Source organism: Pseudomonas sp. Tri1 (assembly GCF_017968885.1).
Lineage (GTDB): Bacteria > Pseudomonadota > Gammaproteobacteria > Pseudomonadales > Pseudomonadaceae > Aquipseudomonas.
Genome location: NZ_CP072913.1, coordinates 2,480,191 through 2,495,357, shown reverse-complemented (window position 1 = coordinate 2,495,357; position 15,167 = coordinate 2,480,191). Strand labels below are relative to the sequence as shown.

The 15,167-nt window shown below is 59.8% G+C and carries 14 protein-coding genes; 8 read left to right on the top strand and 6 right to left on the bottom strand.

Features of this window, described 5'->3' with window-relative positions; all coding sequences use genetic code 11:
* Window position 1: 1 nt before the first annotated feature.
* From J9870_RS11090 to J9870_RS11080, 3 genes are read right to left on the bottom strand one after another with little or no spacing between them, the layout of a single operon-like run.
* Window positions 2-1,243, bottom strand: coding sequence for an FAD-dependent oxidoreductase (locus J9870_RS11090; protein ID WP_210643996.1), 1,242 nt, complete (start codon window positions 1,241-1,243; stop codon window positions 2-4).
* 9 nt (window positions 1,244-1,252) lie between these two features.
* Window positions 1,253-1,573, bottom strand: coding sequence for a MocE family 2Fe-2S type ferredoxin (locus tag J9870_RS11085; protein WP_210643994.1), 321 nt, complete (start codon window positions 1,571-1,573; stop codon window positions 1,253-1,255).
* A 36-nt stretch (window positions 1,574-1,609) separates the two neighbouring features.
* A complete protein-coding gene (locus tag J9870_RS11080) occupies window positions 1,610-2,698 on the bottom strand; it encodes a fatty acid desaturase family protein (RefSeq protein WP_210643992.1) in 1,089 nt (362 codons plus the stop codon).
* A 162-nt stretch (window positions 2,699-2,860) separates the two neighbouring features.
* Here J9870_RS11080 and J9870_RS11075 point away from each other — a divergent pair, with 162 nt between their 5' ends.
* Window positions 2,861-3,910, top strand: a complete 1,050-nt coding sequence (locus tag J9870_RS11075) for a LacI family DNA-binding transcriptional regulator (RefSeq protein WP_210643990.1) — start codon at window positions 2,861-2,863, stop codon at window positions 3,908-3,910.
* Between the two features lie 18 nt (window positions 3,911-3,928).
* On the opposite strand, the gene J9870_RS11070 is transcribed toward J9870_RS11075, so the two are convergent.
* Window positions 3,929-4,072 carry a hypothetical protein gene (locus J9870_RS11070; RefSeq protein WP_210645478.1) on the bottom strand — a complete coding sequence of 48 codons (144 nt, stop codon included), beginning with the start codon at window positions 4,070-4,072 and terminating at the stop codon, window positions 3,929-3,931.
* Between the two features lie 344 nt (window positions 4,073-4,416).
* Here J9870_RS11070 and J9870_RS11065 point away from each other — a divergent pair, with 344 nt between their 5' ends.
* Genes J9870_RS11065 through J9870_RS11035 form a run of 7 tightly spaced genes read left to right on the top strand, consistent with a single transcriptional unit; the run spans window position 4,417 to window position 12,241 of the window.
* Window positions 4,417-5,154 carry an FCD domain-containing protein gene (locus J9870_RS11065; protein ID WP_210643988.1) on the top strand — a complete coding sequence of 246 codons (738 nt, stop codon included), beginning with the start codon at window positions 4,417-4,419 and terminating at the stop codon, window positions 5,152-5,154.
* Entirely contained in the window at window positions 5,151-6,155 is a 1,005-nt protein-coding gene (locus J9870_RS11060; RefSeq protein WP_210643986.1) for an ABC transporter ATP-binding protein, read from the top strand. The genes J9870_RS11065 and J9870_RS11060 overlap by 4 nt, the downstream gene beginning before the upstream one ends.
* Window positions 6,152-7,270: an oligopeptide/dipeptide ABC transporter ATP-binding protein gene (locus tag J9870_RS11055; RefSeq protein WP_210643984.1), complete on the top strand. Its 1,119-nt coding sequence runs from the start codon at window positions 6,152-6,154 to the stop codon at window positions 7,268-7,270. Before J9870_RS11060 ends, J9870_RS11055 begins: the two co-directional genes overlap by 4 nt.
* Window positions 7,267-8,769, top strand: a complete 1,503-nt coding sequence (locus J9870_RS11050) for an ABC transporter substrate-binding protein (RefSeq protein ID WP_210643982.1) — start codon at window positions 7,267-7,269, stop codon at window positions 8,767-8,769. Before J9870_RS11055 ends, J9870_RS11050 begins: the two co-directional genes overlap by 4 nt.
* 34 nt (window positions 8,770-8,803) lie before the next feature.
* Entirely contained in the window at window positions 8,804-9,751 is a 948-nt protein-coding gene (locus J9870_RS11045) for an ABC transporter permease (RefSeq protein ID WP_176688168.1), read from the top strand.
* Window positions 9,748-10,620: an ABC transporter permease gene (locus J9870_RS11040; protein ID WP_210643980.1), complete on the top strand. Its 873-nt coding sequence runs from the start codon at window positions 9,748-9,750 to the stop codon at window positions 10,618-10,620. Before J9870_RS11045 ends, J9870_RS11040 begins: the two co-directional genes overlap by 4 nt.
* A 25-nt stretch (window positions 10,621-10,645) precedes the next feature.
* Window positions 10,646-12,241: a gamma-glutamyltransferase family protein gene (locus J9870_RS11035; protein WP_210643979.1), complete on the top strand. Its 1,596-nt coding sequence runs from the start codon at window positions 10,646-10,648 to the stop codon at window positions 12,239-12,241.
* 466 nt (window positions 12,242-12,707) lie between these two features.
* On the opposite strand, the gene J9870_RS11030 is transcribed toward J9870_RS11035, so the two are convergent.
* Window positions 12,708-13,475, bottom strand: coding sequence for a TerC family protein (locus J9870_RS11030; RefSeq protein WP_210643977.1), 768 nt, complete (start codon window positions 13,473-13,475; stop codon window positions 12,708-12,710).
* A gap of 160 nt (window positions 13,476-13,635) precedes the next feature.
* A complete protein-coding gene (gpmI, locus tag J9870_RS11025; protein WP_210643975.1) occupies window positions 13,636-15,159 on the bottom strand; it encodes a 2,3-bisphosphoglycerate-independent phosphoglycerate mutase in 1,524 nt (507 codons plus the stop codon).
* Window positions 15,160-15,167: the final 8 nt, after the last annotated feature.

The window sequence follows — 15,167 nt, the reverse complement described above, 5'->3', positions numbered from 1 at the left end:
GTCATGGCCTTAGCAGATGTTTGAGCGACACATCGGCGTCGGCCAATGCGTCCACAGAGAGTGGGGTCAAGTTGGCAATCAGCCGTTCACACAACTTGATGTCCTTGGCAACGCTGTTGCCCTGCCCCCAACCGCAGGCGCCTTGCAAACGTTGCTCGGTGTCCAGGTAGAACAGCAGCAGACCACCGTCTGCCAGGGCGCGAATGGCCGAAGGTGGTGTCGGTGAGATCACGCCCACCGTCTGCAAGCCCCAGTCGTACTGATCAGACCAGAAGCCGGGAACCCCCTCGAACGGCAACTCGCCGCCCAACAGATTCAACGCCGCGTGACGGCCCTGGGTCTCGGCATTGCGCCAGGTTTCCTGGCGCTGGAATAACGCGTCGGCGTGCAGGCGAAACTCACACACATCGCCGGCGGCAAAGATGTCTGGCGCGCTGGTGCGCAACTGGGCATCGACTCGAATTCCCTGGCCCACCTCAAGCCCCCCCGCCGCGGCCAATTCGATGTTGGGTTGCATGCCGATACCGACCACCACCCAGTCACAGGGCAGCACCTGGCCGTCCACCAGTTGCACCGCCTCAGCGCGTTCGATGCCTTGTACAATTTCAAGCGCTACGTTCAGCCGCACGTCCACGCCCTGTTGCCGATGCAACTCCAACAAGGCCTGGGATACGGCTTCAGGCAAGACTCGCCCGGCCAGTCGTGGCCCGGCTTCCAGCAACGTCACCTGACAGCCCAGGGTTCGGGCCGTTGCCGCGACTTCGAGGCCGATAAAGCCACCGCCGACAATCACCAGGCGCGTGCCGGGCCTCAATGCGCTGCGCAGGGCCAGGGCTTCGTCATGGGTGCGCAGGTAAAGCACGTTGGCCAGAGACTCAGGCACCTGGGGCAAGCGACGCGCTCTGCCTCCGGTCGCCAGCAGTAATCGGCTGTAGGACAGCCAACGTCCGTCGGTCAATTGCAGGCGGTGATGCTGCGGATCCAGACTTTTTACCGGGTTGCCCGCCAAGTGGTCGATGTTCAGTTCCGTGAGCCGGCTCTCCCCCCACAGGCTGCAATCGTCCAGGTCCATCGTGCCCTGCAGCAAGCCCTTGGACAGCGCAGGACGCTCGTACGGCCGATGGAGTTCATCGCCGATCAGGATCAGCCGACCGGTATAACCCTGCTCGCGCAAGGTCAGCGCCGCGCGGCCACCGGCATGGCCGGCGCCGACGATAATCAGTGGAGCATTCATGGCGTGCACTCCTGGCGGTCAAGCCGAAATGGCGAGCAGAACCCGCCCCCCGTCGACCCGTACCGGATAGGTCTTGAGATTGACGCACACTGGCGCCCCCAGGGCTTTGCCGTTGCGATAGTCAAAGCGACCGTTGTGCTTGGGGCACTCGATGACGTGGTCCATCACCAGGCCGTCAGCCAGGTGGATCGACTCGTGAGTACACAGGCCAGCAGTGGCGAAAAACTCGTTATCGGCAGAGCGGTAGACGGCATAGGTGTGCGGACCGTGGTCGAAGCGAATGACGTCTTCTTCATTGATTTCGCCCACGGCGCATACATCGATCCATTGATCGTTCATGGCGTTTTCTCTTGTTCGGGATACAGCCGGAAGGTGTCAGCCCAGCGTGGCTTCAGCCTGTGGATGAGCGTCGGTGGCAGGCCTTGAGCTACCGACGGGGCGCCGCACGAAATACGTCGGGTCCTTACGCTGCTTCAAGAGGGTCGGAATGATTTCCTTGAAGGCCTCGCCTATGTTGGCGTAAGGCGGCGGGCAGTCGTGGCGGATCTCTTCATGGAGTTGCGCCAGGGCGTGGTACGGCACCATCGGGTACATGTGGTGCTCAAGGTGATAATTCATGTTCATGTACAGAAAGCGCAGCACCCGGTTCATATAGATGGTGCGGCAGTTGCTGCGGTGGTCCAGCACGTCTTCCGCCAGGCCCACATGTTGGGTGAGGCCAAACAGGTAGGACAACCAGCCGCCATACAGGATGGGCAGGCCGATATACATCAGCGGCAACCAGCTGTGCAGGTAAAGCGCCGCGCCAAAGACAACGGCGTAAATCACGAGCCAGATACGGGCCGCCAGGAACACCTTGGACCATTCGGACTCAGGGATGAACGTCTGTTCCTGGGCATCCATTTTGCCAACCGCGTGCCGGCACAGGCCTCCCATCGTCTTCAGCAGCAACGGGATCTGGAACAGGCTCAGCAGCATCATGAACAAGCTCGGTGGACGCGGTTCGACGATTTCCGGATCGCGGCCGACGACGATGGTGTCGGTATGGTGCCGGGCATGGCTCCAGCGCCACACATGGGGCTCGAACATGCACATGAAGCTCGCCACCTGGTAGAGCGCATCATTCATCCAGCGGGTCTTGAAGGCGGTGCCGTGACCGGCTTCATGCCAGCGCGGGTTAGAGGCGGTGGCGTACAAAACCCCATACGCAAGGAAAAACGGCACACAAGCCCAAGTGCCCCAGAACCAGTAGCCACCGAAGCCGGTGACCACCAGGGTCAGCAGCCAGATGGCGGTGTCGAGCAAGGCCGGGCCGTCGCGGCGCTGCATCAGTTGCTTCATGCGTTGACGGGAAATGGGCGACTGGTGCCAATTGGCCGATACAAGACCTTTTTCGGCAGCGCGGGCGGCTTCAGGGCCGGTCAGGCGATAGTCCCGGGGAGAGGCTGTGTTGTCTTGAGGCATTGTTATTGTTCTCCGCAAGCGTGAGAGGTCAGGTGCTTTGCGTAAAAAAATATAGAGAGCGTGGGAGCTACCCTCAAGGTCTTGAATACATTCCCTATCAAGCTATCATGCAGGTCCTGCAGGGCTTGATAGTTTTCTATCAAGACGCTTTGAAGGCTCATCATGAATAACAATAAACGCCCCACCATCGCCACGGTCGCCGAACACGCAGGGTTAAGTGTCGCCACCGTCGACCGCGTGCTCAACGCTCGCGCCCCGGTTAATCCAGCCACTGCCGAACAGGTGCTTCAGGCCGCCGAAGCCGTGGGTTATTTTGCTGCGCGGCTGATCGGCCAGCGCATTCTCGAACGCCGTCCCACGTACCGTTTCGGCATCCTGCTGCTGGGCACCGCCCAGGCGTTCTACGCCAACCTGGCCCAAGCCATCACTCAGGCCGCGCAGCGCCAGGCCGGGGCCAACCTGACCTGCCAATTCGAATACGTTTTTGATCGCACCCCCAGCGCCATCATTGCCCAGATCGAACAGTTGGCGGTGCAGTGCGACGGCCTGGCGGTGGTCAGCTTCGCCCACCCGCAGATCAACGCCGCCCTTGCCCAGATTCGCGAGGCCGGCGTGCCCGTGGTGGCACTGCTGTCAGGCATTCATGAGGCAGCGGCCGAGCCCTATGTCGGCCAAGACAATCAGGTAGTCGGGCGCACGATGGGGTGGTTGCTGGCCCGCACCTGTGGCGCGCGCAAAGGCAGCATCGGCATTCTGCTCGGAGGTCATCGCTTTCTTGGCCACCAGGCGCGGGTCGAAGGCTTGCACAGTTACTTGGCCGAACACGCACCTGGGCTGCGCCCGCTGGAGCCGCTGATCAATCTGGACAACTGCGACATCACCGAAGAAGCAACCCTCGACCTCCTGGTTCGGCATGACGATTTGCGCGGGCTGTGCGTGGTAGGCGGCGGTGGCGACGGGATCATCAACGCCCTGGCGCAACTGCCCAAGCGCCCGGCGCTGTGCTGCATTTTGCAGGAGTCCACCGAGCTGTCACGCCAAGCCCTGGCCCAGGGTTTGGTCGATGTGGTGATCGACTCTCAGCCGCGCCAGACTGCAACGGCACTGGTGGATCTACTGGTGGAATTGCAGACTGCGGAGCAGTTCGATCCTGTGCGTCACCGGGTGCATATTCCGCTGCAGATTGTGACATCGGAGAATTCCCAAAGCTGATGAGCTGGCGGCACAACCTTAATGGTTGCAGGCACGCTCATTGTGCTCGGGCAGGTTCAGCAACGTGTTGATACAGCCCCCCCCGATGATCACGACCTCAGCCTCGATATCGCCTTCAAGGTCCCGATAGTGCAGGTCGTATTTACGGGTTGTGGTTGGCATACGTGCACCTCTTCAGCATGTTATGCCCGAACACAGAATTTCCCAGATCAATACCAAGCACCACCCCGGCGCACTACGCACGAATCGATGCACAACCTGCATAAGCGGCGAAAATTGGTTCAATCATCCACGAACCAATCCTCTTTAATCCCCTGAACCAACCCGACGAACCCTTGCTTATCGGCCCCCGCCGTCGCTGCTCCTGAGAAATAGCTAAGCACATAGCGCTAATCCCGAGGCGAACCAATTTCAATTGGCATCGCGCTTGCACTTACCCTTTTGCCTCGATCTCCTGCCCACAGTCAGCTCGGAGCCGTTTTTTATACTCTGGCGCGAGTACCACGATGCAAAGGTTCGACCCTGACACACCCATCGACAACACTTCGAAACTAGCGCTGGATGCCTTGCGGCAGATGGTTGCGCAACATGCTGCCTTCCCGCACCGGGCATTGCCGACCGAGCGGGATCTGGCCGCCGATTTTGGCCTCAGTCGCCGGGCCATCCGGCGGGCGCTAGCGGTGCTGGAAGCCGAAGGGCAGATCTGGCGGCGCCAGGGCAAAGGAACCTTCGTCGGCCCTACGCCACCGAGTGCGGCCATGAGCTTTGCCCGGTTGTCCGGGCGGACCAACTTCAGCGAGGTTATGGAAGCGCGCCTGCATCTGGAACCGGCACTGGCGTCCCTGGCGGCGGTTCGAGCCAACGGCGACCAGATAGCAATTTTGCGCCGCCTTGCCGAACGCACCAGACACCAACAGGCCGCCGAGCCTGCCGATGCCGAGGGCATTGAGCTGTGGGACAGCGCCCTGCATCGCGGGATCGCCGAGGCCGCAGGTAACCGCCTGATGCTGGATATCTTTGAAATGCTCGATGCGATCCGGCTCGACCCGGCCTGGCGTGACCTGCGTCAGCGGGCTCGCAACGCCGATCGCCTCGACACCTACAGCCACGACCACAACGACATTGTCGACGCTATCGAAAACCGTGATCCGATCAAGGCCGCCACGGCCATGCGTGGCCATTTGCGCGCGCTGCAACAAGCGCTGGACAACGTCATCAATCAAGATCTGGAGGCAAGTTTATGAGCACCACAACTCAGGCCACCGACACGGTATTGAGTGTCAGCAACTTGACCGTGTGCTTTGCAGGCGCACCCGCCAATGTCGTGGACGGCGTCTCGTTCTCGGTCCAGCGCGGCAAGACCCTGGCCATCGTCGGAGAGTCCGGATGTGGTAAAAGCGTTACGTCCATGGCGCTGATGGGCTTGCTACCCGACACCGCCAAGATCGCCGCCCGTACGTCCGCCCTGCTCGATGAAGCCTTGCTGGGCATGCCCGACGAGCGCTTGCTGGATGTGCGCGGCAACCGCATGGCGATGATTTTCCAAGAGCCCATGACCTCCTTGAACCCGGTCTTCACCATTGGCGAGCAGATCGCCGAAAGCGTGATCCGCCATCAGGGTCTGTCGGCCAGGGACGCCCGTCAGCGCGCCCTGCAAATGCTCGAAAAGGTCCGCGTGCCTGACGCCGCGCAACGCCTGGACGCCTACCCCCATGAACTGTCCGGCGGCATGCGGCAGCGGGCAATGATTGCCATGGCCCTGGCCAACGATCCGGCGCTGATCATTGCCGACGAACCCACCACTGCTCTGGACGTGACCATTCAGGCGCAGATCCTGTCGCTGATCGCCAATCTGCAGGCTGAAACCGGCACGGCCATGATCCTGATCACCCATGATCTGGGCGTGGTCGCCGAAGTCGCTGACGACGTGATGGTGATGTACGCCGGGCGAGTGGTGGAAAGCGGCCCGGTAAAAATCCTGTTCGATGACCCGCAGCACCCGTACACCATCGGCCTGATGGGTTCGATGCCATCGATTGGCCCGCGTGAAGGTCGCCTGGCAACCATCAATGGTCGCGTCCCGACGCCTGCGCAAATGCCTACCGGTTGCCGATTCGCCGGGCGCTGCCCTTTTGCGATTCAGGCATGTCGCGAGGCGCGCCCGCCGCTACTTGAGCTTTCCCCCGGACATTTCGCCGCGTGCATTCGTGCGCCACTGGAACAGCATATGGGAATCAGCGCGTGAGCCTTTCTGAACGCCAAACAGTTAAGCGTGCAAGCCCTGAAATCATTCTCGACGGCATCGGCCTGAGCAAACACTTCGGGGTGGAAAGCGGCTTGTTCCAACGCAAGAAGCCGCCGGTACAAGCGGTCAATCAGGTCAATCTGTCGGTGCGCAAAGGGGAAACCCTGGCGCTGGTGGGCGAGTCCGGCTCGGGTAAATCAACCCTCGGCCGTCTACTGCTCAACCTGCTCAAACCTACGACGGGCGACATCATTTATGAAGGCCGCAACCTGGCCAATCTGACCCCGGAAAAGCTGCGCCAGGTGCGGCGTGATTTGCAGATCATCTTTCAGGATCCGTTTGCCTCGCTCAATCCGCGCATGACTGTGGAATCCATCGTCGGTGAGCCTATCTGGCTGCACAGCGATGCCAGCCGCAGCGACCGCCAGGCCAAAGTCGCCGAGTTGCTGCGCACCGTGGGCCTGGCGCCCGAGCACGGCGGCCGCCACCCTCACGAGTTCTCCGGTGGCCAGCGTCAGCGCATCGGCATTGCGAGAGCCCTGGCGTCTGACCCGCGTTTGATTCTGGGTGACGAACCCGTGTCCGCGCTGGACGTTTCGGTGCAGGCGCAAGTGGTCAACCTGCTGGAAGACCTCAAGCATCAATTCGGTCTGACCCTGATGATTGTCGCTCACGGCCTCGCCGTGATCCGCCACATGAGCGACCGAGTAGCCGTGATGTATTTGGGGGAAATCGTCGAACTGGCGCCGGTCAACGGCCTGTTTGAAAACCCTCTGCACCCTTACACCCAGGCGCTTATGGCCGCCGTGCCGGTCAGCCACCCGGACCTGCGCCGGCCGCGCCCATTGCTGGGCGGCGACATGCCGAGCCCGAGCCGCCCGCCATCGGGTTGCCGCTTCCATACCCGCTGCCCGCACGCCCGGGCGCTGTGCAAAGAAGTGGTGCCGGTGATGGAAACCGTCGAGGCCGAGCGTCAGGTGGCGTGCCACTTCTGGCGTGAAATCGCCAATGCCGGTGCAGGCACCCTGATTTTGCCGACACCCAGCGCTGCCTACACCCAGCGCCTGAATCTGTTCAAGAACCATCAATCCCTTGCAGTGGAGAGCCAGCCATGAAAATTGCACGCGTCATGACAGGAACCTTGTTATTGCTGGCCGCCAACGCCGCCTTTGCCGAATCCACCCTGCGCATCGGCATTCAGGACGATCCTGATGGGCTCGACCCGCATCGTTCGCGTACCTATTCGGGCCGTCTGGTCTATACCGCACTGTGCGACAAGCTGGTGGATGTGAACCCGGACCTGACCTACGCCCCACAACTGGCCACTGCCTGGAACTGGAGCGAAGACGGCAAGACCCTGACCATGACTCTGCGCGAAGGCGTGACTTATCACGACGGCGAAGCGTTCGATGCTGCCTCGGTGAAGTTCAACCTGGACCGCGCTCGCACCCTGCCCGACTCCCTGCGCAAGAGCGAGCTGGCCTCGGTGGACAGCGTTGAAGTGATCGACGCCAAAACCGTTGCCATCAAACTCAAGCAAGCGGACGCCACCCTGGTCTCCCAACTCTCGGACCGCGCCGGAATGATGCTTGCGCCGAAGGCCGCCCAGGGTGAGTTCGCCTCCAAACCGGTGTGCTCCGGCCCTTACAAATTCGTCCAGCGCGTGCAGCAGGATCGCATTGTGCTGGAGCGCTTCGACAACTATTGGAACAAGCAGGCTTATCACTTCGACAAGGTGATTTTCCTGCCGATTCCGGACACCTCGGTGCGTCTGGCCAACCTGCGTTCCGGCGACCTGGACATCATCGAACGGGTTGCCCCCACCGACGTGAAAACCGCCAAGGCGGACAGCAAGCTGGCGGTCTATAACACGCCAGGGCTTGGCTACATGCAGTTGATGTTCAACATTAACAACGGCGAAAAGGCCAACTCGCCGATGGGCAAAGACAAGCGCGTGCGCAAGGCATTCGAGCTGTCCATCGACCGTGATGCGATCAACCAGGTGGTGTTCGAAGGCCTGTATGCGCCGAGCGCCCAGCCTTTTCCGAAAAACAGCCCGTACTACGACAAGGATCTGCCGATCCCGACCCGCGATGTGGAAAAGAGCAAGACCTTGCTGGCCGAAGCAGGCGTGAAGCTGCCACTGGCAGTGGACCTGAAAGTCGCCAACAACCCTATCGCACAACAGGTCGGGCAGATCATTCAGGCCATGGCTGAAGAAGCGGGTTTCAAGGTCAATCTGATTGCCACTGAATACGCCACCATGCTTAGCGAACAGCAAAGCGGCAACTTCCAGATCGGCATGAGCGCCTGGTCGGGCCGTCCTGATCCGGATGGCGACATTCACCAGTTCGTGACCTGCAAGGGCGGCCAGAACGACGGCAAATACTGCAACGCCAAACTCGACGAGCTGTTGGACAAGGCCCGCACTGTCAACGATGTTGCCCAGCGCCAGGCCCTGTACAACGAAGCCCTGCGTTTGCTGGCTGACGAAGTGCCGACCGCATATCTGTATTTCGATCCGCGAATCATGGCCATGCGTAACAACGTGACTGGTTTCGTGCCGAGCCCGGATGGCCTGATTCGTCTGAACAACGTCGCGTTCAAGCCATGACTGTGAATGATCGCCGCAAAAACGAGGGTCCGGCATGCTGATGTTTATCCTGCGACGCCTGCTCAGTGCGATCCCGACACTGATCCTGGTTTCGCTCTTCGTCTTCACCCTGCAGAAACTGTTGCCGGGTGACCCGGTGCTGGCCATGGCCGGTGAAGAGCGCGATCCGGCGGTGATGGAATACCTGCGCGACAAGTATCGGCTCAACGACCCGATCCCCGTGCAGTACCTGAGCTGGGTCGGCAATGTGCTGACCGGCGACTTCGGCACTTCGCTGCGCACCGAACAACCGGTGACCACGCTGTTGGCGTCCAAGTTGCCGGTGACCCTGGAGCTGGCAGTGCTGGCCTTGTTGATCGCACTGCTGATCGGCATCCCCACTGGAATTATCTCGGCCGTACGCAAAGGCACCGTCGTGGATTACGGGGCCAATGTCATCGCGCTGTCGGGGATCTCGATTCCGCACTTCTGGCTGGGGATCCTGCTGATCATGGTCTTCGCCGTGAAACTGCAATGGCTGCCGGCCTCGGGTTTCGTGCCCGTGGGCGAGGACTTCGGGCAAAACCTGAAGACCTTGATCCTGCCGGCCTTCGTGCTCGGTGCAGGGTTGTCGGGGATTCTCATGCGCCATACCCGCAGCGCCATGCTTGAAGTGTTGCGCACCGACTACGTGCGCACCGCCCGGGCCAAGGGCCTGCGCCCGCGCACGGTAATCCTCAAGCATGCCCTGCGCAATGCATTGATGCCTATTGTGACCCTGACAACCCTGCTGTTTGGTGAACTGCTCGGCGGCGCAGTGCTGACCGAGCAAGTCTTCAGCATCCCTGGCTTCGGCAAGATGATTGTCGACGCCGTGTTCAATCGTGATTACGCCGTGGTGCAAGGCGTGGTGCTGTGCATCGCAATTGGCTTCCTGCTGCTGAACCTGCTCGCCGACGTGCTGTACCGGATGATTAATCCGCGTCTGAGGACTGCTTCATGACCGCTATTTCCAGCCTCCCTCATAGCGTGATCGCACCCCGCAGCCGCTCGCCGTTCGTGAAGAAATTCCTCGCCAACAAAGGCGCGGTACTCGGCGCGGCGGTGTTGCTGCTGTTTATCCTGGCGGCCTTGCTGGCGCCCTGGATTGCGCCCCATGACCCGCTGAAAGCCAACTTTCTCGCGGTCCGCAAGGCACCATCGCTGATCTACTGGATGGGCACTGACGAACTGGGTCGCGATCTGTTTTCCCGCCTGCTCTGGGGCGCACGCAGTTCGTTGCTGGCCGGTGGTGTTTCGGTGGTCATCGCCATGGCCATCGGCGTGCCTTTGGGCCTGTTGGGCGGTTATTTCGGCGGCAAACTCGAAGCGGTAATTTCCCGTGTCATGGAAGCGCTGTTGTCCTGCCCGTTTCTGGTATTGGCGATTGCGCTGGGCGCCTTCCTCGGCCCGAGCCTGACCAACGCAATGATCGCTATCGGCCTGTCAGCCATGCCGATCTTTGCCCGACTGACCCGTGGTCAGGTGCTGGCCATCAAACACGAAGATTACCTGGAAGGTGCTCGTGCCATTGGCTTGCCGGATCGCTGGATCATCCTGCGCTACGTGCTGCCCAACGTGATGTCGCCATTGGTTGTGCAAGCCACCTTGACCATCGCCTCGGCGATTCTGGCTGAAGCCAGTCTGTCGTTCCTCGGTCTGGGCCAGCAACCGCCCTCGCCTTCCTGGGGATCGATGCTCAACACCGCGAAAAACTTTATGGAGCAGGCACCCTGGATGTCGATTGCGCCTGGCGTGGCGATCTACATTACGGTCCTGTGTTTCAACCTGCTGGGGGATGGTTTGCGTGATGCGCTGGACCCCAAGGGCTAACTTTTTCTGCCAAAGAGAAACGCAAATGTTTGATGATCTGGATTACAGCCAACCCTACGCTTCGGCACGCTCGCCAGTGATGGGCAGTAACATGGTCGCCTGCTCCCAGCCATTGGCCGCCCAGGCCGGGCTGGACATGCTGCGCAAGGGCGGCAACGCCGTCGACGCGGCCATCGCAGCCGCCATGGTCCTGACCGTGGTCGAGCCCACCGGTTGCGGGATCGGCAGCGACGCTTTCGCTATCGTCTGGGACGGCAGCAAGTTGCAGGGCCTGAATGCTTCCGGTCGCGCACCGCAAGCCTGGACCCCTGAGTTTTTCGCCGGGCAGAGCAAAATGCCCCAGCGCGGCTGGCCAGCGGTGACTGTGCCGGGTGCGGTTTCGGCCTGGGTCGAGCTGTCCGAGCGTTACGGAAAACTGCCTTTCGCCAGCCTGGCTGAACCGGCCATCGGCTATGCTCGGGATGGCTACCAAGTCACCCCGATCATAGCCCAGCTGTGGAAGCTCGGCGCTGAACGGCTCAAGGATCAGCCGGGTTTTGCCGAGTGCTTCCTGCCCGACGGCCAAGCACCACAGGCCGGGGACAAAATCCGGCTCAAGGATCACGCCCGCACCCTGGAGCTGATCGCCCAAACCAAAGGCGAAGCGTTCTATCGCGGCGAACTGGCCCAAGCCATCATCGCCCATGCCAACGCCAATGGCAGCGTCATGAGCCTCGACGATCTGGCGACCCACACTGTGGACTGGATCGACACCCTGTCGGTGCCCTACGCCGGCGCCGTCGTTCATGAATTGCCACCTAATGGCCAGGGCATCGCTACCCTGTCCGGCCTGACTATGCTCGAAGCATTGGGCGTCGGCGAGCATCCAGTGGACAGCCTGGAAACCGTGCACCCAGTGTTGGAAGCCATGAAGCTGGCCCTTGCCGACCTGGACGAACACGTGGCGGATAACGACCACATGCGCGTGCCTTCCGAGCATCTGCTGGACAAAACCTACCTGATGGAGCGCGCCGGTCTCGTCACCGACAAGGCCGCCAATCCGGGGCATGGTTCGCCTAAACCGGGCGGCACCGTTTACCTGTCGGCGGCCGATGAAAGCGGCATGATGATCTCGTTCATCCAGTCCAATTACATGGGCTTCGGCTCAGGTGTCGTGGTGCCTGGCACCGGCATCAGCCTGCAAAACCGTGGCGCGGGCTTCTCCCTGGATCCGCAGCACGTCAACTACGTTGCACCACGCAAACGTCCGTTCCACACCATCATCCCCGGCTTTGTGATGAACGCCGACGGCACGCCGTTGATGTCCTTCGGCCTGATGGGCGGCCCGATGCAGGCACAGGGTCACTTGCAGATGATGATGCGCATCCTGCGCTACAAACAGAACCCGCAAGCCGCCGCAGACGCACCGCGCTGGAGGCTCGAATCTGGCCTGAAAGTCGCAGTGGAACGTGCATTCGACCCACAGGTGGTCGAAGCCTTGCGTGCCAAAGGCCACGACATAGTTATCGAAGAACCTAACGGCGTATTCGCCTTTGGCGGCGCGCAGATTATCCAGCGCACCACTCATGGTTATGTGGGTGGCACTGATCCCCGGAAGGATGGTCTGGTGGCCGCGTACTGAAAGTACGAAGATCCTAGGCGCAACTGAGTTGCGCGTAGGATTATTCTCTGAAAACCGCTAATTCTCATCCCACCGCAAGCTATTGCCAACATGCTTTGCCGCCCAGGGCTCAGAACTGAGGCGAGCTTGCATTGGGTCTGTATTTCACAGGCACAAAAAAAAGCCACTCATCTGAGTGGCTTTTTTCTGAATCTTGGAGCGGGAAACGAGACTCGTATCTGGTTTCCGACTCATTGAAATCTAAGGGGTTTCTTTTCTTGCCGGAGCAGGAAAAGACTTAATTCCGGACTTGTTTTTGAAGGGTATCAAGGGCCAAGCAGAGGCGCTTCGGACTACGCGATTTAATTCGACCCACTGCAAGAAGGCGATTGTATCGGGGCCTGTCACACGTCCGACCTGATTGCCCATGCGAATCCGACCACCTTGGTAAATGCTTGAATTCCTACACGTGCAATCAGTCACGCCTTCACTGCCCTCTACTTCCCATGCATTGCTCGTCCACCCCCTCAATGCTTGGGCCTTTTTTCTGACCGGCCCGCACACGAATGTTCAACGTCTCCACCAGCAGTGAAAAACCCATCGCAAAATAGACGTAGCCTTTGGGTACATGAAAACCCAAGGCATCGGCAATCAGTACCGTACCCACGACAATCAGGAACGCCAAGGCAAGCATCTTCAAGCTTGGATGCCTATCGATAAACGCACTGATTGCGCCCGCAGCAAGCATCATGATCACGACAGCGACCATGATGGCCGCGATCATCACCGGTACGTGAGAAACCATTCCAACAGCCGTGATGACCGAGTCCAGGGAAAAAACGATATCGATAATCGCGATCTGGATAATGGTGCTCAGAAAACCGGCGCCTTTTTTACCGAACTCAGATCCCCCCTCTTCCCCGCCTTCCAACTCCTGAAAGATCTCGCTGCTGCTCTTCCACAACAGAAACAGTCCACCGAAGAAAAGAATCAGGTCGCGACCGGAAATCCCTTGATCCCAAACATGAAACAGATCAGCAGTCAGACGCATGATCCACGTGATGGAAAGCAGCAAGAGAATGCGCGTAACCATGGCGAGGGCCAGGCCAAAAAAACGTGTTCTTGACTGCATGGGTTTTGGCATGCGGCTGACCAAAATGGAAATCATGATGATGTTGTCGATACCCAACACTATTTCGAGCACTGTCAGGGTAAAAAACGCGATCCAGATCTCCGGATTGAGAAACCATTCCATAACGTCAAAACTCTCGTTTGTTCAGAAAAAAAGGCATCGCCCGGTTTGCCGATGCCCGCATGCTCAAAGTGAGCGAGTCGTGGTAAGCCGCATCGCCTCGACGATAGGGGACCAATCCCATCATCAGGTCGGCGATGCACTGATGGCGCCTGCAGGCCAATCAGACGGTAAGCAGCGACTTGCCATCCATCTCCGACGGAACAGGCAAACTCAGCATCTGCAACAAGGTTGGCGCGATATCACACAGCCGGCCGTTCTTGAGCCCCGCACGACCGAGTTGTTCACTGACCAGAATCAGGGGAACGGGATTCAAGGTGTGAGCTGTGTGTGCCTGACCCGATTCAACATCAAGCATCTGCTCGACATTGCCGTGATCGGCGGTAATCAGGCATTCGCCGCCCGCAGCCAGCGTCGCTTCCACGACACGGCGCAAGCAGTCATCAAGTACCTCAACGGCCTTCACCGCGGCATCAAAAGAACCGGTGTGTCCCACCATGTCGCCATTGGCGTAGTTGCAGACGATCAAATCGAACGTGCCGCCGACGATGGCGCTGACCAGGTGATCCGTCAGCAGCGGCGCACTCATCTCTGGCTGGAGATCATAGGAAGTGACATCAGGTGACGGAATCAGGATCCGTTCCTCACCAGGGAAAGGTTGCTCTCTCCCCCCGTTGAAGAAGAACGTGACGTGGGCGTATTTCTCGGTTTCGGCAATGCGCAGTTGTCGCTTGCCAAGAATCGCCAGGTACTCGCCCAAGCTGTTATTGATCGTCTCAGGACCGAACGCACAGGGACAATCCAGCTCTTCGGAATAGCGGGTCAATGTCAGCAATCGATCTTTGGGCACAACAAGAGGTCGCTCAAATGCGTCGAAGTCAGGTTGGATCAATGCCTGACTCAACTCCCGAGCACGATCGGGACGGAAGTTCATGAAGATCAGTGCGTCATCGGGTCCAACGCGCACAGGCTGCCCAATCGTTGTCGGCTTGACGAACTCATCCGATTCTCCACGTGCGTAGGCCGCTGACAACGCCTCGGAAACAGTCGCTGCATGATACTCAGCGTCCGCTGAGACAATCAGACGGTAAGCAGCTTCGACCCTCGGCCAACGGTTATCGCGATCCATCGCATAGTAACGACCGACCAACGAGACAATCCGACCTGCGCCCAAACGAGCGAACTCATGCTCCAGGGCATCAAGCGATGCCTGCGCGCTTTTAGGTGGCGTGTCCCGGCCATCCAGGAAGCCATGCACGTAGATTCGTTCGATGCCTTGTTCGGCAAGACACCGGCAGGCCGCGACAATCTGATCGATGTGACTATGAACGCCGCCAGAAGAAAGAAGCCCCATGACATGCACAGCGCCATCGCGGGCCTTTACCCTCTGGAGCAGTTCCAGCAACGCCGGGTTACGGGCAAACTCTCCATCCGCCAGGGCCTTATCGATTCGAGTCAGGCTCTGGTAAACCACCCGGCCTGCTCCGAGGTTCATATGCCCAACTTCGGAGTTCCCCATCTGACCTTCAGGCAATCCAACCGCCAGGCCAGACGTTTCGATCTGGCTGTTGGCAAAGCGCTGGAGAAGTGCATCGAATGTGGGCTTTCTGGCCGCTGCAAAAGCATTCGACTCCGTTGCCTGTCGAATGCCGACACCGTCGAGAATAATCAAGGAGCGCGTAGTCATCATGCCCC

Bases quoted from the DNA above. Each gene is read 5' to 3' on its own strand.
- J9870_RS11075 (WP_210643990.1), top strand. From the start codon at position 2,861: ATGAATAACAATAAACGCCCCACCATCGCCACGGTCGCCGAACACGCA.
- J9870_RS11065 (WP_210643988.1), top strand. From the start codon at position 4,417: ATGCAAAGGTTCGACCCTGACACACCCATCGACAACACTTCGAAACTA.
- J9870_RS11040 (WP_210643980.1), top strand. From the start codon at position 9,748: ATGACCGCTATTTCCAGCCTCCCTCATAGCGTGATCGCACCCCGCAGC.
- J9870_RS11060 (WP_210643986.1), top strand. From the start codon at position 5,151: ATGAGCACCACAACTCAGGCCACCGACACGGTATTGAGTGTCAGCAAC.
- J9870_RS11085 (WP_210643994.1), bottom strand. From the start codon at position 1,573: ATGAACGATCAATGGATCGATGTATGCGCCGTGGGCGAAATCAATGAA.
- J9870_RS11070 (WP_210645478.1), bottom strand. From the start codon at position 4,072: ATGCCAACCACAACCCGTAAATACGACCTGCACTATCGGGACCTTGAA.
- J9870_RS11050 (WP_210643982.1), top strand. From the start codon at position 7,267: ATGAAAATTGCACGCGTCATGACAGGAACCTTGTTATTGCTGGCCGCC.
- J9870_RS11030 (WP_210643977.1), bottom strand. From the start codon at position 13,475: ATGGAATGGTTTCTCAATCCGGAGATCTGGATCGCGTTTTTTACCCTG.
- J9870_RS11080 (WP_210643992.1), bottom strand. From the start codon at position 2,698: ATGCCTCAAGACAACACAGCCTCTCCCCGGGACTATCGCCTGACCGGC.
- gpmI (WP_210643975.1), bottom strand. From the start codon at position 15,159: ATGACTACGCGCTCCTTGATTATTCTCGACGGTGTCGGCATTCGACAG.
- J9870_RS11045 (WP_176688168.1), top strand. From the start codon at position 8,804: ATGCTGATGTTTATCCTGCGACGCCTGCTCAGTGCGATCCCGACACTG.
- J9870_RS11035 (WP_210643979.1), top strand. From the start codon at position 10,646: ATGTTTGATGATCTGGATTACAGCCAACCCTACGCTTCGGCACGCTCG.